The 24,702-nt window shown below is 41.5% G+C and carries 21 protein-coding genes; 3 read left to right on the top strand and 18 right to left on the bottom strand.

The features are described 5' to 3' along the window. Window positions 1-2: 2 nt before the first annotated feature. The 7 genes from HMPREF1321_RS07340 to HMPREF1321_RS07310 form a co-directional block, all read right to left on the bottom strand. Window positions 3-578 (bottom strand): phosphatase PAP2 family protein, encoded by a 576-nt coding sequence (locus tag HMPREF1321_RS07340; RefSeq protein ID WP_009422001.1) that lies wholly within the window; start codon window positions 576-578, stop codon window positions 3-5. Then, window positions 578-2,332, bottom strand: coding sequence for a DEAD/DEAH box helicase (locus HMPREF1321_RS07335; RefSeq protein ID WP_009421997.1), 1,755 nt, complete (start codon window positions 2,330-2,332; stop codon window positions 578-580). The genes HMPREF1321_RS07340 and HMPREF1321_RS07335 overlap by 1 nt, the downstream gene beginning before the upstream one ends. A 192-nt stretch (window positions 2,333-2,524) precedes the next feature. Further along, on the bottom strand, window positions 2,525-3,067 hold the full coding sequence (locus HMPREF1321_RS07330) for a DUF3592 domain-containing protein (RefSeq protein WP_009421993.1): 543 nt from the start codon (window positions 3,065-3,067) through the stop codon (window positions 2,525-2,527). A 12-nt stretch (window positions 3,068-3,079) separates the two neighbouring features. Next, a complete protein-coding gene (gene secA / locus HMPREF1321_RS07325; RefSeq protein WP_009422027.1) occupies window positions 3,080-6,442 on the bottom strand; it encodes a preprotein translocase subunit SecA in 3,363 nt (1,120 codons plus the stop codon). Between the two features lie 251 nt (window positions 6,443-6,693). Beyond that, on the bottom strand, window positions 6,694-6,915 hold the full coding sequence (locus tag HMPREF1321_RS07320; RefSeq protein ID WP_002673751.1) for a DUF2795 domain-containing protein: 222 nt from the start codon (window positions 6,913-6,915) through the stop codon (window positions 6,694-6,696). A gap of 107 nt (window positions 6,916-7,022) precedes the next feature. After that, window positions 7,023-7,379, bottom strand: coding sequence for a hypothetical protein (locus tag HMPREF1321_RS07315; RefSeq protein WP_232205438.1), 357 nt, complete (start codon window positions 7,377-7,379; stop codon window positions 7,023-7,025). A gap of 143 nt (window positions 7,380-7,522) precedes the next feature. Further along, window positions 7,523-8,767, bottom strand: a complete 1,245-nt coding sequence (locus tag HMPREF1321_RS07310) for an efflux RND transporter periplasmic adaptor subunit (RefSeq protein WP_034575868.1) — start codon at window positions 8,765-8,767, stop codon at window positions 7,523-7,525. A gap of 62 nt (window positions 8,768-8,829) precedes the next feature. Here HMPREF1321_RS07310 and HMPREF1321_RS11875 point away from each other — a divergent pair, with 62 nt between their 5' ends. After that, the gene (locus tag HMPREF1321_RS11875; protein ID WP_157461800.1) at window positions 8,830-9,021 is read left to right on the top strand and encodes a hypothetical protein; all 192 of its coding nucleotides are present in this window, start codon (window positions 8,830-8,832) and stop codon (window positions 9,019-9,021) included. Between the two features lie 287 nt (window positions 9,022-9,308). Here HMPREF1321_RS11875 and HMPREF1321_RS07300 read toward each other — a convergent pair whose 3' ends face one another. Both HMPREF1321_RS07300 and HMPREF1321_RS07295 read right to left on the bottom strand, forming a co-directional pair. Further along, window positions 9,309-10,286 carry a glycosyltransferase family 2 protein gene (locus HMPREF1321_RS07300; RefSeq protein ID WP_009421987.1) on the bottom strand — a complete coding sequence of 326 codons (978 nt, stop codon included), beginning with the start codon at window positions 10,284-10,286 and terminating at the stop codon, window positions 9,309-9,311. Beyond that, complete coding sequence (locus tag HMPREF1321_RS07295; protein ID WP_009422014.1) at window positions 10,283-10,738, bottom strand: type I restriction enzyme HsdR N-terminal domain-containing protein; 456 nt, start codon at window positions 10,736-10,738, stop codon at window positions 10,283-10,285. The genes HMPREF1321_RS07300 and HMPREF1321_RS07295 overlap by 4 nt, the downstream gene beginning before the upstream one ends. A 36-nt stretch (window positions 10,739-10,774) precedes the next feature. Here HMPREF1321_RS07295 and holA point away from each other — a divergent pair, with 36 nt between their 5' ends. Continuing rightward, entirely contained in the window at window positions 10,775-11,791 is a 1,017-nt protein-coding gene (gene holA / locus HMPREF1321_RS07290) for a DNA polymerase III subunit delta (protein WP_009422005.1), read from the top strand. Window positions 11,792-11,912: 121 nt separating this feature from the next. Here holA and HMPREF1321_RS07285 read toward each other — a convergent pair whose 3' ends face one another. From HMPREF1321_RS07285 to HMPREF1321_RS07250, 7 genes are all read right to left on the bottom strand, one after another. After that, window positions 11,913-12,923, bottom strand: a complete 1,011-nt coding sequence (locus tag HMPREF1321_RS07285) for a 3-oxoacyl-ACP synthase III family protein (protein WP_009422021.1) — start codon at window positions 12,921-12,923, stop codon at window positions 11,913-11,915. Between the two features lie 19 nt (window positions 12,924-12,942). After that, window positions 12,943-13,905 (bottom strand): type I phosphomannose isomerase catalytic subunit, encoded by a 963-nt coding sequence (locus HMPREF1321_RS07280; protein ID WP_009422000.1) that lies wholly within the window; start codon window positions 13,903-13,905, stop codon window positions 12,943-12,945. A gap of 80 nt (window positions 13,906-13,985) precedes the next feature. After that, window positions 13,986-14,810: an alpha/beta hydrolase gene (locus HMPREF1321_RS07275; RefSeq protein ID WP_009422011.1), complete on the bottom strand. Its 825-nt coding sequence runs from the start codon at window positions 14,808-14,810 to the stop codon at window positions 13,986-13,988. A 51-nt stretch (window positions 14,811-14,861) separates the two neighbouring features. Beyond that, window positions 14,862-15,584 (bottom strand): nitroreductase family protein, encoded by a 723-nt coding sequence (locus HMPREF1321_RS07270; RefSeq protein WP_009421990.1) that lies wholly within the window; start codon window positions 15,582-15,584, stop codon window positions 14,862-14,864. A 429-nt stretch (window positions 15,585-16,013) separates the two neighbouring features. Continuing rightward, a complete protein-coding gene (dnaJ, locus tag HMPREF1321_RS07265; protein WP_009422030.1) occupies window positions 16,014-17,135 on the bottom strand; it encodes a molecular chaperone DnaJ in 1,122 nt (373 codons plus the stop codon). A gap of 10 nt (window positions 17,136-17,145) precedes the next feature. Beyond that, window positions 17,146-17,706 carry a nucleotide exchange factor GrpE gene (locus HMPREF1321_RS07260; RefSeq protein WP_009422002.1) on the bottom strand — a complete coding sequence of 187 codons (561 nt, stop codon included), beginning with the start codon at window positions 17,704-17,706 and terminating at the stop codon, window positions 17,146-17,148. Window positions 17,707-18,248: 542 nt separating this feature from the next. Continuing rightward, the gene (locus HMPREF1321_RS07250) at window positions 18,249-18,995 is read right to left on the bottom strand and encodes a TrmH family RNA methyltransferase (protein WP_009422018.1); all 747 of its coding nucleotides are present in this window, start codon (window positions 18,993-18,995) and stop codon (window positions 18,249-18,251) included. 40 nt (window positions 18,996-19,035) lie between these two features. Here HMPREF1321_RS07250 and HMPREF1321_RS07245 point away from each other — a divergent pair, with 40 nt between their 5' ends. Continuing rightward, window positions 19,036-21,612, top strand: a complete 2,577-nt coding sequence (locus HMPREF1321_RS07245; protein WP_009422004.1) for a BamA/TamA family outer membrane protein — start codon at window positions 19,036-19,038, stop codon at window positions 21,610-21,612. Window positions 21,613-21,662: 50 nt separating this feature from the next. On the opposite strand, the gene HMPREF1321_RS07240 is transcribed toward HMPREF1321_RS07245, so the two are convergent. Beyond that, window positions 21,663-23,330, bottom strand: coding sequence for a formate--tetrahydrofolate ligase (locus HMPREF1321_RS07240; RefSeq protein ID WP_009422026.1), 1,668 nt, complete (start codon window positions 23,328-23,330; stop codon window positions 21,663-21,665). A gap of 180 nt (window positions 23,331-23,510) precedes the next feature. Next, window positions 23,511-24,659, bottom strand: coding sequence for a lactonase family protein (locus HMPREF1321_RS07235; RefSeq protein WP_009422025.1), 1,149 nt, complete (start codon window positions 24,657-24,659; stop codon window positions 23,511-23,513). Between the last annotated feature and the right edge of the window lie 43 nt (window positions 24,660-24,702).

Below are 24,702 nucleotides of genomic sequence, written 5' to 3'. Positions count from 1 at the left end.
AATTATTCTCGAGTTGGGATTTTTAATCTTTTTTCTGTGTATAGAAAAAGAAAATAATAAAGGGTAGCTAAGAGTGTACCGAAAATCCAACCTACCAATACATCACCTGGGAAATGCACGCCTAAATAAATACGGCTATAACTCACAATAATTGACCAACAGAGCAGTAGAGTGAGAATATATCGGGCATTTTTTCTAAGCAAGTAACTAAAAAACACGGCTATTGCCATTGTATTGGCGGCGTGTGCTGAAAAGAACCCATACTTACCACCACAAATCACCATTCGCATTTGCCCCATAAGACTCTCATCGTGACAAGGGCGCAAGCGCTGGAATCCGTACTTGAAAACGTTCGCCAACTGGTCGGTAGTGGTGATGAGAAGGGCGATGAATACCAAGATGAGCAACACTCGTTTCCAATGGAAATACTTGAAACACAAGTATAACAAAAAAGCGTAGAGGGGGATAGACGAGAGTTCATTGGTGATTACTAACCAAAGGCTATCGGCTTCAGGCGTCCCCCAGCTATTGAGGGAACAGAGCAGTTGCTTATCTGTTTCTATAAGGTATTCTAACATTATTTACGTTTTTTCTTCTTTTTAAAAGCCTGTTGGAGGGCTTCAGCAGTCTTTTGTTTACGACTTTCTCTTTGTCCTTTTTTGCGATTTCTACCCTCATCGTTGCCGTGTCTTCTACCGTCATCATTTCCGCGTTTGCGTCCGCCACGGTCTCTGCCAGCTCCTTTGGTAGAGAGTTCTACATTGATGAAGCGACCGTCCATTTGAAAATCGGTAAAGGTGCTCATCACCAAATCGGAGAGGTCGGCATCGGTATTGAAGAAAGAAAAACTATTCTTTACATCTACTTTGAAAACATCATCACGACCTAAATTAAGGGTTGCTTTGAGGAAATCTTTGAGTGATTTCCAGTCGTAGCCATCGCGTTCACCTATGTTGATGAAATAGCGCACTTCATCGCTACTACCCCCACTGCGGCTTTCGCGCTCGTTCTCTACCGATAAGTTTTCGGCATTTTTATAATAATTGAAGAAACGCGTAAACTCTACTGAGAATATTTTCTTGATGAGCTCTTCACGATTTACTTCTTGCAGTTCTTTATAGATAGCTGGCAAATAATCGTCGATAGCAGGGTTTACTTCTGTATTTTTGAGGTTGTTAGCCAAGTGATAGAGCTGTATTTCGCAGATTTCCATACCCGATGGCAATTGTTTCTGCTCAAAAGGTTGCCCTATCATCTTTTCGATAGTTTTGATTTTTTTCACCTCGCTTTTTGGCAAAATGACCATCGAAATTCCCGATTTACCAGCACGACCTGTACGTCCACTGCGGTGGTTGTAGGTTTCTATTTCGTCGGGCAATTGGTAGTGAATTACGTGGGTGATATCGTCTACATCAATACCGCGGGCAGCGACATCGGTAGCGACAAGCATTTGTATTTGGCGTGCGCGGAAGGATTTCATCACCAAATCACGTTGATTCTGACTCAAATCGCCGTGAAGGGCAGCGGCATTGTAACCGTCTTCAATTAGTTTTTCGGCTACTGCCTGTGTATCGCGTTTGGTTCGGCAAAACACTACCGAGAAGATATCGGGGTTAGCATCGGCAAGGCGTTTTAGAGCTTGGTATCTATGGCGACCGCTCACTATATAATACTCGTGTTGCACGGTGCTAGTAGCCTGATTGCGAGTTCCTACTGTTATTTCGATAGGCTTACGCATAAACTTGCGCGCTATCTTAGCCACCTCGTTAGGCATAGTAGCCGAAAAGAGCCAAGTGCTTTTTTCTTGAGGAGTATGCGATAGAATTGCGGTAATATCTTCATAGAAGCCCATATTGAGCATTTCGTCGGCTTCGTCCAGCACACAATAGTTGATATGACTGATATCTACGAAGTTACGGCGTATCATATCTTGCATACGTCCAGGAGTAGCTACGATAATTTGTGCGCCTTTTTTGAGGCTACGCGCTTGTTCCTCAATACTTGCACCGCCATATACCGCCACTATGTTCACCTTAGGGAGGTACTTAGCATAATTGCGGAGTTCAGAAGCGATTTGCAAGCAGAGTTCGCGTGTAGGCGAAAGGATAAGACCTTGAGTTACACGGCTATCAGTATCAATCAATTGGAGGAGAGGGAAGCCAAAAGCGGCTGTTTTACCAGTACCTGTTTGGGCTAAAGCTACCATATCAGCACCATTTGCCAAAAGAGTAGGAATGGCTTTTTGCTGAATTTCAGAAGGAGTTTCAAAGCCCATATCGCTGATGGCTTTGAGGATAGGTTCATCAAGACCTAATTGTTCAAATAAATTCATTAATACAATTTGTAAATTAGCAAATTTGCCAATTTGCTAATGTATTCTAAAGCGCAAAGGTACAACAATATTTTCAATTGACAATTGATAATTGACAATTAAGAAGAAAAAACTTTGCCAAAGGTGCGAGCCACACGGACAGGAAACTTTGGCAAAGTATGATATAATAAATAATTTATATTGTGTTTCTGCTTATTTTTTTATAAAAAAGGAAACAATCAAGAAAATTATTGCAATGGACATTATTGCGAATCTTGCTATGCGAAACCCCTTATAAAAAAACGTTTTATCTTTATCGTCTACTATTTGGTGTTCACTGGGAGTTTCGGGCAAATAAGCTACTGTAATACTCTCGCCTGCTCGATAATTGGTTTGACGGCTACCACTATGAGCCCCAAAATAGGTTACACAAAAAGTATGAGCCGAATTAGCATATTTCAAATTTATAGGGGCGTTTGAGTTCAGAACAAGAGGTTTTACAATATAAGTATTTTCTCCTACAGTATACTTATAGACTACATAAGTCCTATTATTAAAACCAATACCTCCTACACCTTGACTGCCTGATTTGACAATTTCTAATACCTCTCCTTGTGCTTTCCCTTGATATAGTTTTTTGTTCTTTTCGGTAATTCTTTTGTTAATCTCAGCAGTGACCAAGAATACAAGCGCAAACAGAAAGAATATGCCAGAGCTTAGCAACATTCCTATTTGGTTGTTCATTTGGTTGTCCATTACCTTAGTGATCTATTTATTGGATACTAAAATCCATTCTCCGCTGTTTATTAGGGGGTCAGCTTGTTTGAACTTGAGCTCTTTGCGTTCACCGGTGCGGATGTTTTGGATTACTACCTTGTCGTTACGACCAATTTTAGGTTGTTCGCGTACGATGGTCTCTACTACCGAACGGCGCTGTGAGGCTTGTTGCCCTACTTCACGGGCGCGTTGTGCCATCTCATCGCTGTTGAGGGCTTCTTCCTTATTGGTTTGATAGCGTTCACGAGTGCGTTGTGGCGCGTGGGCTTCCTGTACGGGTGGATTTTGAGTAGGCAATTCGGCTTTGAACAAGAAAGAGATAATCTCTTTGTTTACCTTATCGACCATAGCTTTGAACAACTGATAGGCTTCAAACTTATAAATAAGTAGCGGGTCTTTCTGTTCGTGTACCGCTAATTGTACAGATTGTTTGAGTTCGTCCATACGACGGAGATGCGTTTTCCATTCCTCGTCGATGATGCCAAGCGTAATATTCTTCTCGAAATCGCTTACAAGTTTCTTACCTTGGGTTTCGTACGCCTCTTTGAGGTCGGTTACGATGTTGAGCATCTTTTCGCCATCGGTGAAAGGCACGACGATGCGCTCGTAAGTATTATTAGGATTTTCGTATACCTCTTTAATCACTGGGAAGGCTTGAGCGGCACTGCGTTCAGCTTTTTCCTGATAGTGTTTGAGCGCTTCGTGATACAAGGTGAAAGTAAGGTCGTTTGGCGATTGTTTAGCAAATTCGGCTTCTGAAATTTGTGTTTTCAGTGAGAAATATTTGATGAGCTCGAAAGTGAAATTCTTGTAGTTATTTCCACCTTTGTTGCTCTCTACTATATTCTCGCAAGTATCAAATATCATATTTGCCAAATCCACTTTTAGGCGTTCACCTTCAAGAGCGTGGCGACGGCGTTTATAAATTTGCTTGCGTTGTGCGTTCATTACGTCGTCGTACTCTAACAGATGTTTACGCATACCGAAGTTGTTTTCTTCTACTTTTTTCTGAGCTGCCTCGATGCGTTTGGTCATCATAGAGTGCTGAATTACATCACCTTCTTTATGACCTAAGCTGTCCATTAATCGGGCGATACGTTCAGAACCGAAGAGGCGCATTAGGTTATCTTCGAGAGAAACGAAGAAGAGTGAGCTACCAGGGTCACCTTGACGACCAGAACGACCGCGCAACTGACGATCGACACGACGAGAGTCGTGGCGCTCGGTACCTATAATTGCCAAACCTCCTGCAGCTTTTACTTCGGGGGTTAACTTGATGTCGGTACCACGTCCCGCCATATTGGTTGCGATGGTTACCACACCACTATGTCCGGCTTCGGCTACGATTTCAGCTTCTTTTTTATGTAATTTCGCATTCAACACATTGTGTTTTACCTTGCGCATTGTAAGCATACGGCTGAGGAGTTCAGATACTTCCACAGAAGTAGTACCAATCAACACTGGGCGACCAGCTTCGGAAAGTTTTACTACCTCATCGATTACGGCGTTGTATTTCTCGCGTTTGGTTTTATAGATAAGGTCGTTGTGGTCTTTACGAGCAATAGGACGGTTCGTAGGGATTTCCATTACATCGAGTTTATAGATTTCCCAGAACTCACCCGCTTCGGTGATAGCAGTACCCGTCATACCCGCTAACTTGCTATACATACGGAAGTAGTTTTGCAAGGTAATAGTCGCGTAGGTTTGGGTAGCAGCCTCAATTTTCACATTCTCTTTAGCTTCAATCGCTTGGTGCAAACCATCGGAATAACGACGACCGTCCATAATACGACCTGTTTGTTCATCGACGATGAGCACTTTGTTATCAATTACTACATACTCTACATCTTTTTCAAAAAGGGTATAGGCTTTGAGCAATTGGTTAAGTGTGTGAATGCGTTCGCTTTTTACGCTAAAATCTTGGAATAATTTATCTTTTAGTTTAGCTTCTTCTTCAATAGGAAGACCTTGGTTCTCGATATTGGCAATTTCTACCCCAATATCAGGTAAAACAAAGAAATCTTTATCACCATCGTAGGCAATATCAGCAAACCCTTTATCGGTAAGCTCGATTTGGTTGTTTTTCTCATCAATCACGAAGTACAATTCGGCATCTACCTTTGGCATTTCGCGATTGTTATCCTGCATATAGTAATTTTCAGTTTTTTGGAGCAGTTGTTTTACCCCTTCTTCGCTGAGGAACTTGATGAGCGCTTTGTTTTTAGGCAAACCACGATACACGCGCAAGAGTTGGAATCCACCTTCTTTGGTATCTCCTTCGGCAATGAGTTTGCGGGCATCGGCTAATACTTTGGTGAGGTAAGTACGCTGTTTGTTTACCAAATTTTCTACTAAAGGTTTCAGTTCGTTGAACTCGTGCAATTCGCCTTTAGGGGTAGGACCTGAGATGATGAGCGGTGTACGAGCATCGTCTATTAATACAGAATCGACCTCATCGACAATAGCATAGTTGTGAGCGCGTTGCACCAAATCTTCGGGAGTGTGCGCCATATTGTCGCGGAGGTAGTCGAAACCAAATTCGTTGTTAGTTCCGTAGGTAATATCGGCATTGTAAGCACGACGACGCGCTTCGGAGTTAGGTTGGTGATTGTCGATACAATCCACACGCAAACCGTGGAACTCAAATAAAGGTCCCATCCAAGCACTATCTCGGCGTGCCAAATAGTCGTTCACGGTTACGAGGTGCACTCCATTCCCCGTTAGGGCATTGAGGTAGACTGGCAAGGTAGCCACAAGGGTTTTACCTTCCCCTGTTTGCATTTCGGCAATCTTACCTTGGTGAAGAGCAATACCTCCAATGAGCTGTACATCGTAGTGTACCATATCCCAAGTAACATCTTTACCAGCGGCGTCCCAGTGGTTTTTCCACACGGCTTTATCACCCTCAATCGTTACATAATCGTGGGTAGCCGATAGTTCGCGGTCGTGCTCGGTAGCAGTTACGGTAATAGTTTCGTTATTAGCAAAACGACGGGTAGTTTCCTTCATTGTTGCGAAGGCTTCGGGAAGAATCTCGTTCAATACCTTTTCGGAGACTTGATAGGCTTCGCCGTTGAGTTTATCTATTTCGGTATAGAGGTCTTCTTTAGCGTCGATATCGTCGGTAGCGTTTGCTTGGGCTTCGAGTTCGGCTATTTTATTATCGAACTCGGCGCGAGCGTCTTTTATTCTTTGTTTGAACTCAATAGTTTTTGCACGCAACTCATCATTAGAGATATTTTCTAACTGAGAGGCGTAAGTTTTTATTTTTTCAACGATAGGTTGGATTGCTTTTAGGTCGTTTTTGGCTTTATCGCCAACGAAAATTTTAATAAGGGAATTGATAATACTCATTATAATGATTAATGATTAATGATTAATGATTAACTTTGCCAAAGGTCGTAGCACAAGTCATATTTTAACTTTGCCAAAGTTTCAAACTTTGGCAAAGTTTGCGATTGACAAAGTTCATACGGTAAAATTGTCAATAAATATACCAAAAGGCGAGAACTGACAATTTGTCACTATATTGATTTGCTAATCTGCTACTTTGCTGATTTGCAAATTAAAAAAAGTCTCCTCAGAGAGACTTTTTATTTTTGTTTTTAATATTCATCTTCATTCCATAGGTAATCTTCTTCCGACGGGTAATCAGGCCAGATTTCGTCGATAGATTCATACATATCACCTTCGTCTTCTATTTCTTGAAGGTTTTCCACCACTTCCATAGGAGCGCCTGTACGGATAGCATAATCAATAAGCTCGTCTTTAGTAGCAGGCCAAGGAGCATCACTTAAATAAGATGCAAGTTCTAACGTCCAATACATAAACTAATAGAATTTTATAAATTTTGCGCAAAAGTAATACTTTTTATTTATTATACAAAATAATTTGCTAATTTGTCACGGCGTGTATAGCCTTTCTTCATTTTGTGCTACTCACAAAATATTAGAGCAGGTTCTTTCAGATATACATTTAGCACTACCGAATCTTTCTCTTTCATCTTTATATTATTTATATACACACCTTTATACCCTGAAAAAGTAGTGACTTGCACATCGTATTTTCTATTAGGAAGAAGATAAAAATTAGCTTCTTTATAATTTGAAATAATAGGCAGTCCATTAATATGTAAATACAAATTACTAGTTGACAAAGAGCCGTCTCCTTCAAAAATTTTAATATTTAAAATACTTTTAACCGACGCCCTTTTACTTTTATAATAAGACAATGAGTAATCATCGCCTTTCTTGCCCATTTTCTCTTGATAAGGATCTATTTGCCTTTTCATAGAATTGCAACTACTAAGAAATATTAGAAGACTAATTACAAAGATTGTTAGGATTTGCTTCACGTTCATATTTTGCTATTTTAAATATTTCTTCTTTCTCTTCGTCAGATAGTTTTTGATATTCTTCTGTTCCTTCTAATTTACTAATTTGCTAATTTGTTAACTTTTTCATTATTCTTAAGAGTCTTAGATATCACATTATAAGGTCCTGTGATAATCTCTTCATCTTTAGCTACACCTGAAAGGATTTCGATATTCACATTGTCTTGAATGCCGGTATTTACCGCACGGAGTTCGGCTTTACCGTCTTTGAGCACAAACACCGCTTCCTGCTTTTTGTCGGCTTCTTCCTTAGGGGTTTTAGGGTCGATTTCAGATTTCTTCCTTACAATAATGGCACTGATAGGTACTGCAACTACGTCTTTTTTGGTTTGGGTGATAATATCTACCGTTGCGGTCATACCTGGACGGAAGGGTGAATAGCCAACCGGTTTGTTTTCTGAGAGGTCTTTATACGATGCTTCTTCGATGTGTATCTTGACTTTGAAGTTCGTTACTTGGTCTGCGCTAGTGGTGGTATTGGCGGTATTGGCGATATTGGTAACGGTACCTTTGAACACGCGTTTTAGGTAAGCATCTACTTCGACATTCACCGAGTCGCCTACACTTATTTTTACGATATCGTTCTCATTTACATCTACTTCCACTTCCATATTATGAAGATTTGCTACACGCATAATCTCGGTACCCGTCATTTGCATTGTACCTACCACGCGCTCGCCTAACTCTACGCTGAGCTTAGAAATAGTGCCATCGGTAGGTGAATAAATAATTGTTTTTTTGAGGTTGTCTTGGGCTTCGGAAACACTTGCCATTGCACTCTGTACATTAAAACGAGCTGACTCGCGAGAGGCTTTGGCTACCTCGTAGGCTGAAACAGCTTTGTCCCAATCGGATTTTGAGATTACGCCCTTATCGAACAACACTTTGTTGCGCTTATAGCTCTCTTCGGCTTCTTTGAGGGTAGCGCTGGACTGTTGTAAGCTGGCGCGTACGGTTTCTAAACTTGCAGCACTACGCTTCACTACCGATTGGTAAATATCGGGGTTGATGCGCACCAAAAGGTCGCCTTTTTTTACCATTTGCCCTTCTTTTACAGGGAGTTCTATAATTTCGCCTGATACTTCCGACGATATCTTGATTTCTAATTCGGGTTGTATTTTTCCTGTAGCCGACACTTTTTGGATGATTGTTGTAGGAATTACTTTTTGAGTTTCGACGTTTATGGCAGAATTTTCTTCGCCAAACCAACCTGCTTTTTTACCAATAATCAAAATGATAATTAGCAATATAACGGCTAAAATAATGAGAACGGTTTTTCTTTTCATAATAGTGAAGTTGTTTTCAGGTGCAAAAGTATAAAACAATTAGTAAATTAGCAAATTTGAAAATGAGAAAATTAGAAAATGAGAGAATGAGAGAATTAGGAAATGAGAGAATTAACAGATTAGAAAATGGGGTAAATGCCAATAATACCAATAATACCAGAAATGCCAATAATACCACCAAAGGGAATAGACAAGTCGAACTTTTCGGACGGGTCGGACAGGTCAGAGAAGGGGTTGGAGGATTCGGAAGATAACGGAGAAATTCAAAAGAAGGTTAAGAGGAGTTTTGATGAAAAAGGGGTGTAAAGAGGGTGGGGTTAGCTTATAGAGAGCTTATAGGAAGCTTATACGAATCTTGGACGATTGGTATAGAAAGGGTGTATAAGTAATTGATTTATACCGTAATGTAACAACGCTAAAAATGTTAAAAACGGGGTTTCGAGGCGAAAGAAAGAGAAATAGGTGATAGGTCTTAGGTCGTAGGCACTAGGAGGGAAGTGTGACAGAAAAGATAATTGTTATATATCAAGCAGACTTCTATTTATCTATCGCCTACAACAAAGTGTTCCCACACAATGGATTTCTTTTGGTAATAATCAGTGATAAGCTGAGAAGGTCGCTTCTTTTTAAAGAAGTGAAATCTTTTATAGAAATGAAGATGTGCCTTCACAATCGCCCACAAAAAGCAGGGTTTGCCCTGCAAAAGGAAACGCACTCCTGCAATACCGTCCAACACCATACGAAGGAAGAGCGTAGTGTAAAGGCTTTTGGAAGGGAGGTTTTTCAGTAACATAAAAAGACTGTTGCGGAAGTTGAGGTAGGTTTTCTTAGGGTTGGTAGTCGTGAGTGTTGCCCCTCCCACGTGATAAACGGTACTCTCGGCGCAATACACTACCTGCTTGCCGAGGTGATGTACCCGCCAACACAAGTCGACTTCTTCTTGATGTGCGAAGAAATCTTCGTCGAAGCCACCTAATAGGTGGAATATTTCTGCGCGAATAAAAAAGCACGCCCCCGATGCCCAGAAGATAGGGAAGGGGGAAGGGGTGTTGTACTGACCTTTATCTTCTTCTACGCGCTCAAATACTCTCCCCCTGCAATACGGAAACCCGTACTTGTCGATAAAGCCCCCAGCTGCTCCTGCGTACTCGAAATAAGAGAGGCGTTTTTCATCTTTTATCTTGGGTTGTACTACGGCAATGCGTTCGTCTTCAAAAGTGCGCAAGATGGGAGTGAGCCAGCCTTCGGTTACTCGTACATCGGAGTTGAGCAAACAGTAGATATCAGCTTCAATGTGTTGTAAAGCGTGATTATACCCCCCTGCATACCCACTATTAGTAGGGTTTTCTAGGATAGTTACTTCGGGGAAGTGTGAGCGTAGAAAAGCGACGGAATCGTCGGTAGAAGCATTGTCAATCACATAGATTTGCCCTTCGGAAGTATATTGTACTACCGAGGGGAGGAATTGTTGCAACAGTGTTTTGCCGTTCCAGTTGAGTATTACGATGGCGAGAGTCATAGTGTGAGGTCGTTATAATGAGGAAGGTCTGCTAAGAATATATATTTGTATTGGTTATAGTCTGTTTGGCAATAATAATGAGTAATGCCGTTAGTGACCATTAGGTATTGGGCATTGAGGCTGAGGTTATAGCGTGCAATCTGGTCGAATGTTTGTTGGCTGATAGTCACGCTAGGCGCTTTGCATTCCACTACCAAGAGCACTACTCCTTTTTTGGAATAGACTACCACGTCGTAACGCTTAGTGAGTCCGTTTACAGAGAGCTTTTTCTCGACATTGATAAGCGATTTTGGATAACCTTTTTCTTCTATGAGGAAATGTACTACGTGTTGGCGCACCCATTCTTCGGGTTGTAGTACCACGTACTTGCGACGAATGAGGTCGAATATCCACAGCTTATCGTCAGCTTTTTTCAGGCGAAAAGAGTAGTTTTTGAAATTTAGAGCTTCCATACTGCAAAAGTAGAATATTTTTTGTATTTTTGCACTATGAATGAAGTAAAAACTATTGTAGCTAACATAAAAAAAGGAATTATAGCCCCTATCTACTTCCTGATGGGGGAAGAATCTTATTTCATAGATATCGTTTCTGATTACATTGAAGACCACGTATTACAAGAAGACCAAAAGGGATTTGACCAGATAGTGCTCTATGGTCAAGACGTGAGCGTGCCGACTATTATCGACTATGCACGTCGGTTCCCGATGATGAGCGACCACCAAGTGATTATCGTAAAAGAGGCACAAAACCTCAAAAGCACTATCGACCAACTCGTGCCTTATGTAGAAAACCCTACGCCTACGACCGTATTGGTGTTCTGTTACAAATACGAGAAGTTAGACGCTCGCAAGAAATTGCTGAAAACCTTGCAAAAGAATAAGGATTGCGTGCTCTTGGAAAGCAAAAAACTCTACGAGAATCAGATAGCTACGTGGTTACCTGATGTGTTGAAGAAGAAACATCTCAGCATTCAGCCTAAAGCAATACAGATGTTAGTAGATTTCTTGGGTACCGACCTGAGTAGGATACAAAACGAGGTAAACAAATTGGTGCTCATCGTCCCCGAAAATACAGAAGTAACGCCTGATATTATAGAGAAGAATATAGGGATTAGCAAGGAGTTTAATAATTATGAACTCAAGAGTGCTATTGCAGTTCACGATATGTACAAGATAACGCGTATTTTGAAATACTTCGCCGATAATCCTAAAGATAACCCTTTGGTGATGACACTCACGGTGCTTTACGGTTATTTCCAACAGCTCTTAGGCTTTCACGGTCTTACCGACCAAAGTGAAAAGAATGTAATGGCGACCCTAAAAGTACCTATCTTTGGTATCAAAGACCTTCGTTCAGGAGCTCAACATTACCCAATGAAGCGCGTAAGCGCCATCATAGCTGCTTTGCGCGAAATAGACCTAAAAAGCAAAGGATTAGGAGCTACTAATAACCTCACAGAAGCTGACCTCCGCAAAGAACTTATTATAATGCTTAGTACTCAATGATAAATCGTTACTGTGGCGTACACCAGTAATTTGTACATATAAAAAAGGCTGTCGAACAAACTTATCTGTTCAACAGCCTTTTTATTCTATGTCACACTGTGACTGCCTGCCACGCTATAGTCTACCAATGGATGATAGCACTTGCCCAAGTAAAGCCACTACCAAAGGCAGCAAGTACTACCAGGTCTCCGTCCTTGATTTTGCCTTGTTGAACTGCTTCGGTAAGGGCGATAGGTATAGAAGCTGCGGTAGTGTTACCGTACTTCATTATATTGTTGAATATTTGTTCATCGGTGAGTTTGAATTGGTGTTGTACAAACTGTGATATACGCAAATTAGCTTGGTGAGGAATCAACATATTAATATCTTTGTGAGAAAGACCATTGCTTTTCAATCCCTCTTCTATCACTTCCGTAAAGCGAACCACAGCATTTTTAAATACAAACTGACCGTTCATATTAGGGTAATAACTCACATCATTAGGGTCGTTTTCTGCCAATAATTCGGTTACCCATTTGGTGCCTACCCCTGGGGTAATCATTGCTAATTGTTCGGCGTGTTCGCCTTGGCTGTGCAAGTGAGTAGAGAGAATACCGCGTTCGGAGTTATCGGAGCGAGAAACGATAGCAGCACCTGCTCCATCGCCAAAGAGCACTGCCATATTGCGACCACGAGTGGTCATATCCAGCGCGGGCGATTGGGTTTCAGCACCTATCACAAGGATATTTTTGTACATACCCGTTTTGATATACTGGTCGGCTACTGAAAGGGCATAGATAAAGCCCGAACATTGGTTGCGAATATCAAGAGCTCCCACAGTAGGCAAACCCAATTCTTTTTGTACCAATACTCCGCAACCAGGGAAATAGAAGTCGGGACTGAGGGTTGCAAATACAATAAAGTCGATTTCTTCTTTATTGATTTTAGCGGCTTCAATAGCTTTCAAACTTGCTTTTACACCCATTGAGGTAGTAGTATCACTACCTTTTAGTGCGTGACGACGTTGCTGAATACCGGTGCGCTCTTGAATCCATTCATCGCTGGTATCCATTAGTTTGGATAGGTCGTCATTAGTAACTACGTTTTCAGGGACGTAAAATCCTAATCCCTTAATTCTTGAACGATATAACATATTTTTAGTTTTTAGTTGTCTAAATATATACTTCTAATAAATCCATTCCTTTGGTTTTTACCTCTAATTTGTGGCAAGAAGCAGGGAAAAGCACTGTTTCACCTTGCTTGATAGGCAAGTGGGTAGTATCATCACCTATCATTCCTTCGCCTTTTACGCACATATAGATATGGAAAGAATCGTCTTGTGAAAGTTGTTTTTCATAGCTTGCGGTAAGCGGTAGCAAGTTGGTAATAAAATAAGGGCAATTCACCACTTTGTTCACCTCATTAGCTTTTTGAGAGTACTGTACTTTAAAGTCGTCTTTCTTCTCATAGTCGATGGCATCGAGAGCGAGTTCAGTGTGGAGTTCGCGTAGGTTACCATTTTTATCGCGACGGTTGAAGTCGTACACGCGGTAGGTGATGTCGCTGGTTTGTTGTATTTCAGCAATAATAATTCCCTTACCTATAGCGTGTACTTTGCCCGTATTGATGAAAAAAGTATCGCCGTCTTTCACTTTTTCGTAGTTGAGAATATCAGTAAGTGTACCTTTGTCAAGATGCTGTTGATACTCCTCTTTGGTTACTGTTTTGTTGAAGCCTACAATCAGTTCAGCTCCTGCATCGGCGTGAAGTACATACCACATTTCGGTTTTACCAAAAGAGTTGTGGCGTTCTTTTGCCAATTTATCATTAGGGTGCACTTGTATAGAGAGGTCTTCGCGTGCATCTATAAACTTAATAAGAATAGGGAAATCGTGACCAAAACGCTCGTGCACGTGTTTGCCTAATAGTTCATTAGGGTATAAATCGATGAGTTCTTGGAGACTTTTACCTTTAAGAGCTCCGTTCGCTACTACTGAGATATCGCCAGGTACGCCTGATACTTCCCAGCTTTCGCCTGTAATATCGCTTTCAATAGGTTTGTTGAATAATGTTTTTAGTTTAGTACCTCCCCAAAGGCGTTCTTTGAGGATGGGTTTAAATTTTATTGGATACATTTTTATTAAGGTTGTTAGTTAAAGTGCAAAGATACGAATATTTTTTTAATTAGCCAATCGGTTGTTAGCACATTTACTAATCATTTTAAGTTTTTCAGCATAAATTGTGTCATCATCTCTGCTGCTTGCGCTTCTTTCGACGTAAACAAATGGTCTCCCTTTTCAATGAGACTTACTTTACAATGTTTATAGAAATAAGGCAGATTTTCACTGTAAGTATAAGAGAGCATTCTATCGCCCGTACCGTGAATTACCAATACATTGCCTTTATATGCTCTCGCTTTCTGAATGAGTTTGCACCGTTGTGCTGAGAGGATATAGTCCTTCCCCACAGTTACCTTCCCTCCAAAAAAGGAAAGTTCCTCAGGTACATTCAATGGGTCGAAAGTGGCATCGAATAGTACCCCTTGTGATAGTATGTCGTGAATTGTAGAAGCAGGTGCTAACAAGCCTAATGCTTTAACGTTTTTCTTCCCTAATTCTGCACTCAAAAGCATCGCTATAGCCCCTCCTTGCGAGTGTCCTATCAAGCCTATCTTACCTACGAAAGAGAGTCTTTTAGTAAATGCCATTATGCGCCGTGCATCTTCTAACTCATTATCTAACGACATTTTCTTAAAATCTCCGTCACTTTCGCCGTGTGCGTTAAAGTCAAAGCGTACTGAGGCAATACCGTGTGTCGCTAAGCTATCTGCCAAAGTAGCATATAGCTTTTTGTCTTTATTGCTAGTCAGTGCGTGAAAGATAATCACAGTAGGGATTTTCTGAGACTTTTTCACAGTATCAGGAGTGGTTACCACTCCGCGAAGTGTTCCTACAGCTCCCTGAATAGTTACAGGCTCTGTTTTGGCATTTACCAAGTTAATAGCAACTAAAAAAGTAAAAATTATGTTCCTAAGTTTCATATATTTGAATTATTAAATAGTTATTAGTATCTAATCATTATTCATTAACCATTAATCATTATGTCTGTACACTTCCTCAAACGGCAATCTAAACCTTTCGCCCCAGATACCGCGCTGTTCACGAAGTCCACAAGTAATCACCATATTCACTTCTGCTCCGCAAGGCAAGTGTAATAACTTCTTAATGCGCCTGCTATCGTAACCCTCTAACGGACAAGTATCATAACCCTCCTCTGCCATTGCTAGCATAAAGGTCTGTGCTACGAGTCCACAGCTTTTGTGTACACTTACGCGAATATCGCCTTCCGAGAGCTGTTGCATCATAGGGCGAAACCAACTGGTAACCACCCCAAACGCTTTGCGGAAGAGCCCTAGCAACCCAAAAAATCTACTATACACAAAAGGCATCAGCTTACTGTAATACGCCTCTTTATCTTTAATGCGTTTGGCTTGCCTTTCGGGCGGACTGTTCCGCTGTACATTGCCACGCTCAAACTCCAAGATAGCACGAGCGTGGGTGCGGTGTTTGTCCTGACGAGTAACGAATACCACCATTTGTTGTGCCGTGGTAGCCGTACGCTGGTCGAGGCAGGCGTGTGCTAATTTCTCTAACAAAGCCTTATCAGTGATGTGGTAGAGCTCGTACAACTGCATATTAGAGCTGGTAGGTGCCAGTGTGGCGAGTTTAAGACATTCGCGCACCTTCTCCTCACTTATGGGTGTAGGCGCATAATAACGCACCGCTCTCCTAAAGTTCAATATATCTTTTAACATAGTTCGTTAGTTTTTAGTCATCGTAAGGGCAAAAGACAATTCGCTCACATATAATTAGTTCGCCAAAGACAAACCCTTCTGAATCGTTCACCCTGCCCGATTTGACTCTATTACTAAAATACAAAAGTACAACTTTTCCTCAATATAAATAATAGTAATATTTCTTTCATATCATTTCACATACATACTATCTATTACTGTCTTTGCCTTTTCTCTTTTACCTCCTTTCCTCAACTTTTCCGATTTTCTCCGAAAGTACGCGACTAAACGCCTCCCCATTTTACAAGGCACAGCCTTGATTTTGTTTAAATTTTGTTTAATTTCTGAGGCACAGCCTCATTCCTCTAACTCAGGCTCCCACCTTTTACCTAACAAAAAAGAGACCACCTTCTTGGCAGTCTCTCTTTGTTTATTAAGTAAAATAATAACCTATGAAAACATTTCTTTTACTTTCTCAAAAAACGATTTCTCGTTCTTGTCGGGTTTAGGAGCGAAGTTCTCGTCTTCTTGCATTTCCTTAAAGAAGGCTTTTTGCTTGTCGGTGAGCTTTTTAGGCGTCCATACATTCACGTGAATGATAAGGTCACCAGCACCCCGTCCTTGCAAGTTAGGTACACCTTTACCACGCAAGCGCAATATCTTCCCTGACTGTATTCCCTCGTCTAGTTTAATGCGCACCTTTCCTGTAACCGTTTCAATCTCTTTAGAAGCACCTAAAACCGCTTCAGGAAAACTAATATAAAGGTCGTAATGCAAGTTGTCGCCTTCGCGTTTTAAGGTTTCGTGTTCTTGTTCTTCGATGAGCACAAGCAAATCACCCGCTACACCATTCTTCGTAGGCGCTTCATTACCCTTGTTGTTTATCTTTAACTGAATACCATCTATCACTCCTGCAGGAATTGTGATAGGAATAGTCTCCTCTATGGTTTTTAATCCTTGCGAATCGCTGTCAGCACCACGTTTGTCAATCACTTCGCCCGAGCCTCCACAAGCAGTACAAGTAGTAGCCGTTTGCATTACGCCTAACATCGTATTCATTTGGCGTACTACCTGTCCACGTCCGTGACAAGTAGGACAAGTTTTATAGGTAGTATCTTCAGCTTTTACTTTACGGCGTACTTTTACTTTCTTCTCAGTGCCTTTTACAATATCTTCAAGCGTAACTTTCACCCGTATACGCAAGTTTTCTCCTTTTACGTACACTTGTTGCTGACCGCCTCCTCCTCCGAAACCACTAAAACCACTAAAGCCCGAGAAATGCCCACCAAAAATATCTCCAAACTGACTGAATATATCGTCCATCGAGAAGCCTCCGCCACCCATACCCCCTTCAAAGGCAGCGTGACCAAAGCGGTCGTATTGGGCGCGTTTGTTATCATCGCTGAGCACTTCATAGGCTTCGGCAGCCAATTTAAAGTTCTCTTCAGCTTGTTTGTCACCAGGGTTCTTGTCTGGGTGATATTTCAAGGCTTGCTTCCGATACGCTTTTTTTATTTCAGCAGCGGTAGCCGTTTTTTGTACTTCTAATATTTCGTAGTAATCTTTCTTCATTCCTTCCTCCTTATTGTGCTACCACTACTTTAGGGAAACGTATTACTTTATCGCCTAATTTGTAGCCTGTTTGCACAACATCTACAATTTTGCCTTTGTCTTCAGGAGTAGGAGCAGGAATTTGGGTAACTGCATCGTGATGTTCACTGTCAAAAGTATCGTTAGGGGCAACTTCTATTTTCTCTAATCCTTTTGATTTGAGAGTGTTTATTAGTTTATTATAGATGAGTTCTACCCCTTTAAGAGTATGTTCATCACCCGATTTAGCCAATTCTACCAAAGCACGGTCAAAATCGTCTATTATAGGTAACAAGGCTGACAAAATGTCTTGTCCAGCAGTTTTAAAGAGCTCTGCACGTTCCTTCGCAGTGCGCTTCTTATAGTTTTCGAACTCAGCAAACAAACGCAAAAACTTGTCCTTCTCTTTTGCAAGAAGGTCTTCTGAAGTTTCTTTAACGGGCTCTTCGGGCTCTTCAACAGAAGTAGGTTCTTCAACTTCTTCCGAAGGAGTGTTATCAGTTGCCTCTTGTTCAAGTTCTAAGTCATCGTTTTTAATATCTTCGGTAATCATAATGATTCATTTTTAGTTTATTTCGTTAGTAGGTAGCAAATAATTTGCCAAAGGCTAAAAAGGTGACAATTTGACAGAAGCCCCCCAATGCCCCTCTCCTCATTCCCCCTTTGAAGGTAGCCAGCGATAGCTGAGTATGTGTAAAGGGGAATGTTACCTCCCTAGTGCCTATGGCCTAAGGCCTATTGCCTATTCCTTTTCTTTCGCCTCGAAACCCTGTTTTTAACATTTTTAGCGTTGTTATATTACGGTATAAATCAATTACTTATATACCCTTTCTATACTAATCGTCCAAGATTCGTATAAGCTTCCTATAAGCTCTCTATAAGCTAACCATACCCTCCTTACAGCCTTTTTTCACCAAAATTTCTCCCTCTCCTCTTCCGAACTTTTCCGTTATCTTCCGAATCCTCCAACCCCTCCCAACACATCGCTTTTTCATCTCAAACTTTGGCAAAGTTTTAAACTTTGCCAAAGTTGAATAAACTAACAATCCCTCTGCTAGTTCAAGCTTGTAACTCGCGCCCAATTTGCCAATTTCCTCATTCTCTCATTTTCTCATTTTCTAATTTCCTTACCTGGCTCACCACTATCGCTCCCGCCATTGCCACATTTAAACTTTCCGTCTGTTGCAGTTTGCCAAAACGCGGAATGGTGATAATGCCATCAGTCAAGGCGCGTACTTCGGGGCTAATACCGTTAGCTTCGTTGCCTAAGATTAGCACACAATCTTCGGGAAATTCGGTAGTGTAGAGGTTCTCACCGTCCAAGTCCATTGCGTATAATGGTAGCGTACAAGTTGCCAAGAAGCCTGCTAAATCCACGTAATGTACGGCAACCCTTGTGAGAGAACCCATAGAGGCTTGCACTACTTTCGGGTTGTAGCAATCCACCGTTTGGCTATTGCAGATAAGCGTTTCGATACCAAACCAATCGCAGAGGCGGATAAGCGTACCCAAATTACCAGGGTCTTGCACATTGTCTAAGGCGAGGATTACACCCTCTTGCAAGATGCCCTTATGTTGGCGTTGGTGGAAAATCGCCAAGCCCTCATCGGGATTTTTGAGGCTACTCACCTTCCGCAGTTCCTCTTTGCTCACTAAGGTAATAGGCTGACCGTTCAGCGCTGTGGCGAACACTTCGGTAGCGATAAGTAACTCTAAACGGTAACCCGCTTGCAGAAATTCCACAATGCTCTTTTTCCCCTCTACTATAAAGAGATTCAGCTCATTGCGGTATTTCTTCTGTTGTAATTTCTGAATTAATTTTACTTGATTTTTGCTAAGCATAAAATAATTGTGTATTTTTGAGCCCTAAAAACAAAAACTTGTGAGAAAATCTCTTTCCCAACTAAGCGTTATCAGTCTGTTATTCGTGTTAGCCATTGCTCTCTTTTCGTGCGATGCTACCAAGCGTGTCCCTAACGACCGCCATTTGCTCCGTGAAAACCTCGTATATGTGAATGGCACTAAGACCGACGATGCAAAGATAAACAATTTTGTATTACAAAAGCCCAATTCGTATGTTTTAGGAATGCCTATCAGTCTATATATCTATAATTTAGGAAACCCTAATGCCGAAAAGGATTTTGTCCAATGGCTCGATACACACCCTCGTTGGCATAGGTTTTTAGATGGTTTTCTCTCTAAAAAACAAGTAGGTCGCTTACAGAAGTCGTTTTTCGTTTCAGGCATCGATCACCAGTTACAGAAGATAGGCGAAGCCCCATCGGTATTAGATACAGCACGCGTACACAAATCCACCAAGCAGTTGGGAGCTTATTTCAGAAGTATAGGCTATTTCAATAACAAAGTAACTGATAGCATCTTCATTCTCCCTAATGAAGAAAAACAACAAGCCAAAGTGGGCTATTATATCACTACCGGCGAGCGCTATTATATCGATAGCTTAAAGACGCATATCACTTCTCCTGAAATAGATTCAGTTTACCAGCAGAACAAGGCAAAAACGTTTTTAAAATCAGGAGCCCCTTACCAGCTTACCGATTTTAGCAATGAACGTTCACGCCTCTACGAACTCTTTCGCAACAACGGTTTTTATACCTTTCAGCAAAGCTCCATCAACTTCCAAATCGAGCGCGATACGGTTACAGCTCAAAAAGACAACAAACTGCAAGTAACTACTGATATAGGCGACCTTATAGAACGCGATGGCGATGTGATTACCGCCAAGAAGTATAAGATGCACTACATCAATAAAGTACGTCTGTATACCGATTACGACAACAAGGTAGATAAAAGCTCTTTAGATTCTTTGGAGTATCGCAATATGATTATTTATTACAAGGACAAGTTGCGTTATCGTCCACGGGTGTTGTATCACGCTACAAGCCTCAAAAAAGGACAAATCTACTCCGATTTAGAGCGCGGAAATACCTACCGACAGTTCAACAACCTGCGCGTCTTCCGCTACCCAAATATGGACTTCAAATACGCTACCAATGACACCTTGCAAAACAAACTCGATGCCAATATCTACCTTTCGTCCTTAGATAAGTTTTCATTGCGACTTACCAATGAGGTAAAGCGTTCTGAGATTGAGGCGATAGGTTTTGGGGTAGGAACTTCGTTTGCAGCACGCAATGTCTTTCGTGGAGCAGAAACCTTAGAACTGAACTTGCAAGGTACTTTTGCCTCGCAACCTACGCTTAAAGATACACGCTTTTTCAATACCTCAGAAGTCAGTGGCGATATACGTTTCATCTTTCCTTCTATCGTTTTCCCGCTGAATACGCGCAAGCTCATCCCCTATTATATGACCCCACAAACTATCTTGCAAACGGGTATGAGCTACCAAACAAATATAGGGCTCGACAAGCGTACCACTTCGGGTTTGTTGCGCTATGTATGGAATCCGCGTAAGCAGAAGAACAAAGTCATTTTCGATTTGATAAACGTACAATACGTAAACAATATCAACCCAGGTAATTTCTTCAATATTTACCAAAGTACTTATGAAAGGCTGAACGATATTGCCAAAAAATACAGTTTAGGTAGCCGATATGTAGACGACAAAGGCAATCTTACCCCTACTGAGGGGACTTTTAACTTTATAAATGATGTATTCGAAAGGAATTTGGTAGTTCAAGGTGAAGATATTTTGCCTATATATGCTATTTCTGAACGCTATCGTCGTATTACAAATAATGACTTTATTGTATCAAGTAGTTTTACTTATATCATCAATAGCAAATCACAGTTTTTTGAACGCAACTTCTCACAATTGCGTTTCAAGATAGAAGGAGCGGGGAGTTTGCTCAATGCTTTGACAGCTACTTACAAAGTGGTCAATACCGAAGGTAGTACTAAGAATAAGATTTTTGGGGTAGAATACGCTCAATATGCCAAAGCTGAAGTCGATTTTATCAAGCACTTCCCCATAGCCAAACAGAGTTCATTAGCATTCCGTTCCTTCTTAGGGATAGCTATCCCTTATGGCAACTCCGATAATATTCCGTTTTCACAAAGCTACTTTGCCGGAGGTACTACCGATAACCGTGGTTTTAAAGCCTATCGTTTAGGACCTGGTTCAAGTGGTTCGATTTTAGATTACAACGAAGCCAATATGAAGATTACGCTCAATCTCGAATATCGTTTCCCTATCTTAGGGGCACTCAAAGGCGCCCTCTTCACCGATGTGGGAAATATCTGGAACGTAGCCGATAATACTCGTTTTGATGAATATAAGTTTAAAGACCTTTCTTCATTAAAAGATGTGGGGTTAAGTACCGGATTTGGGTTGCGTTACGACTTCAACTTCTTTGTAATTCGCCTCGATATGGGTATACCTACATATGACCCTGCCGAAGAAATGAGCAACCGCTGGATAAAGAAATTCAGAATTAAAGAAACCGTGTTCAACTTCGGTATCAATTATCCGTTTTAAGTGTAGTATGAGCTACAATAGGCTCTTTTTACCTTTTACCTTTTACCTTATTAAGAGAGTCCTGTGATAACTCCTTCGTCATCTATATCCATACCTTCGGCGGCAGGCACACTAGGGAGACCCGGCATACGCACAGTATCACCCAAAATTGGGATTACAAAGCCCGCCCCTGAGGCAAACTCAAACTCTCGCACGGTTACCTCAAAATCGGTAGGACGAGCGAGTTTCTTCTCGTCATCACTGAGCGATTTAGGCGTCTTCACTATACAAATAGGCATTTTATCAAAGCCTAATGTTTTGATTTGCTTCAACTGACTTACGGCTTTACTGTTGTAATTCACTTTGCTCGCTCCGTAAATCTTAGTAGCTACTGCTGTTATTTTTTCTTCTATACTCGCTTCATTGCTGTATAGCGGACTAAAATGACTCTCACCACTTTGGGCTATAGCCACGACAGCGCGAGCAAGTTCCTCGGTACCTTTACCTCCTTCACTAAACCCTTTACTTACAATAGCTTCTACCCCTTTTTGAGCACATACTTCTTTTACATAGGCTATCTCTTCTTCACTATCGTTAGGGAAATAGTTAATCGCTACCACTGCTTTGAGACCAAAAAGTTGCACATTCTCGATGTGTTTTTCCAAATTGGCAATACCGAGTTTCACTTTTTGCAAGGAAGGAGTGTTGTACTCTTCTTTTTTAGCCCCTCCGTGATGACGCAAGGCGCGGATAGTTGCTACAATCACCACTGCATCGGGAGCTAATCCTGCTGAAGTACATTTGATATTGAGGAATTTCTCAGCCCCAAGGTCAGCGCCAAAACCTGCTTCGGTAATCACGTAGTCACCTAACGATAGTCCCATTTTGGTAGCCAAAACAGTGTTCGTACCTTGGGCAATGCTGGCAAACGGGCCTCCGTGTAGGAGCGCAGGGTTATTCTCCAAGGTTTGCACTAAGTTTGGTTTAATTGCTTCTTTGAGCAAAAGCGCCATTGCCCCTACTACCTTCAAGTCGCGGGCAAATACGGGGGTACCGTCAAACTTCTTGCCTACATAGATATTACCAATGCGTTTTTTCAGGTCAGAAAAACTTTCGGCAAGACATAGTATCGCCATAATCTCAGAAGCAGGAGTGATGTTAAAACCGTCTTCGCGGGGTACACCGTGAGTAGTGCCACCTAACCCTACCACTATATGGCGTAGCGCACGGTCGTTCATATCCATCACGCGCTTCCAAACTACGGTGCGTGGGTCAATGCCAATAGAGTGTGTTTTACTTTGAATATTATTATCAATGACAGCTGCCAATAGGTTATTAGCCTTCTCAATAGCCGAAAAGTCGCCTGTAAAATGCAAGTTGATGTCCTCCATAGGTACCACTTGTGAGAATCCTCCACCAGCTGCCCCTCCTTTGATACCAAAAACAGGCCCTAACGACGGTTCACGCAATACGGCAATCGCTTTTTTGCCTATTTTGTTAAGTCCTTCCGTCAGACCAATACTCACCGTGGTCTTGCCCTCACCCGCAGGGGTAGGGGTAATAGCCGTAACGAGCACCAACTTACTGTTTTTCATCTTCTCAGCGTCGATGAGGTGCAACGGTAGTTTAGCCTTGTATTTCCCGTAAGGGTCGAGGTCGTCCTCACTGATGTTTAATTTTTTAGCTACCTCTCTGATAGGGAGCATCTGTGCCTTTTGGGCGATTTCTAAGTCGGTCATAAACAATTGATAATTAATAGTGTGACAAAAGTACTGATTTTAGTTCAATTTTACAAACGCCACAACGGAAATATAAGTTATTTTCCTGTTAAAAAATCACTTTTATGGATTGCCCTCCCTCTCCTTGGGAGGAGCCGGCGAGGGCTCACAGCTGGGTAAGTGAGAACGGGGGTGAGGACTTTAAAATGCAAATACCACACAGGTAGGTTTATTTACACTGATATTAAGCGACGTATCGGTGAGCTCACCTGTTACTTCATTGCGCCGAAACACTTGTATCTTATTATCATCTCGGCAAGCTACTAAAAGAAATTTACCATTGGGAGTAATAGCAAAATTGCGAGGGTGAATACCTGTGAATTGGTATCCTACTTTCGTGAGAGTACCCTTCTTAGGGTCGATAGCAAAGATAGCAATGCCGTCTTTCTTTAATCGGTGTGAGGTATATAAGAAACGCCCATCCGGACTGATATGTATATCGGCACTGCCTCGTCCGCCGCCTTCATCAGCCATTAAGCGTTGCACTTCTTTCAGTTTACCCTTGTGATAGCCGAGCACTACACACTCTCCGCTCAATTCGCCTATCAAAAAAGCAAAACGACCATCTTTACTAAACGTAAGATGACGAGGTCCTTGTCCGTCGCTCATCTCATAAGCTACTCGCTGAGCGGTGAGTACCTTAACGTTTTTACGTGCTTTTTTGTTGTAACGAAAGCGATACACGCGGTCGTTGCCCAAATCAGTTGCTAATATATACTTTTTATCAGGGGTGGGAATAATGCAGTGGATATGTGCCACGCGCTTGGGTGTCTTTCCTACAAAAGCAATATGCTGTGTCTCTGCTTTTAATTTACCTTCTGCATCTAGCGGGAAAACACTGATGTCGCCCCCTGTATAATTAGCCGTAATTACATAGTTCCCGTCAGTAACAATATGACAAGGGTCAGCACCCGCCTGTTTCAGCTCTTCCTTAGAACTCTCCTTAGGGACGGTAGATTGAAAAACGGGATAACTCAAATGCGCTTTATCTTGACTCAAATCAAACGAATAAGCTCCTTGTCGCCCGTTGTTATATTCGCTTACTGCGTACAGATGTTTCCCATCGGGGGATAACGTCAAGAAAGAAGGATTGGCTGCGGTGGCACTGCTCAGCAGTTCGAAAGTTCCATTCTCCTGATTAAAACGATAGGTATAAATACCTTTAGAATTGCCTCCTTCGGTATAAGTGCCTACAAATATCGTCAAGTTATTAGGTTTTTCGTCTTGTGCAAATATATGAAAGATAAACATCGATAATACTAAAGAAAGAACAGTTTGTAATTTCAGCATAACTTTTTAACAATTAAAATTGAACAATTTTGCCCCAAAGATA

Origin of the sequence: Capnocytophaga sp. oral taxon 412 str. F0487, from assembly GCF_000271925.1 — a bacterium.
GTDB classification, from domain to species: domain Bacteria; phylum Bacteroidota; class Bacteroidia; order Flavobacteriales; family Flavobacteriaceae; genus Capnocytophaga; species Capnocytophaga ochracea.
Note: the sequence above shows the minus strand (reverse complement) of the source record. Positions and strands in the feature narration are given on the sequence as shown.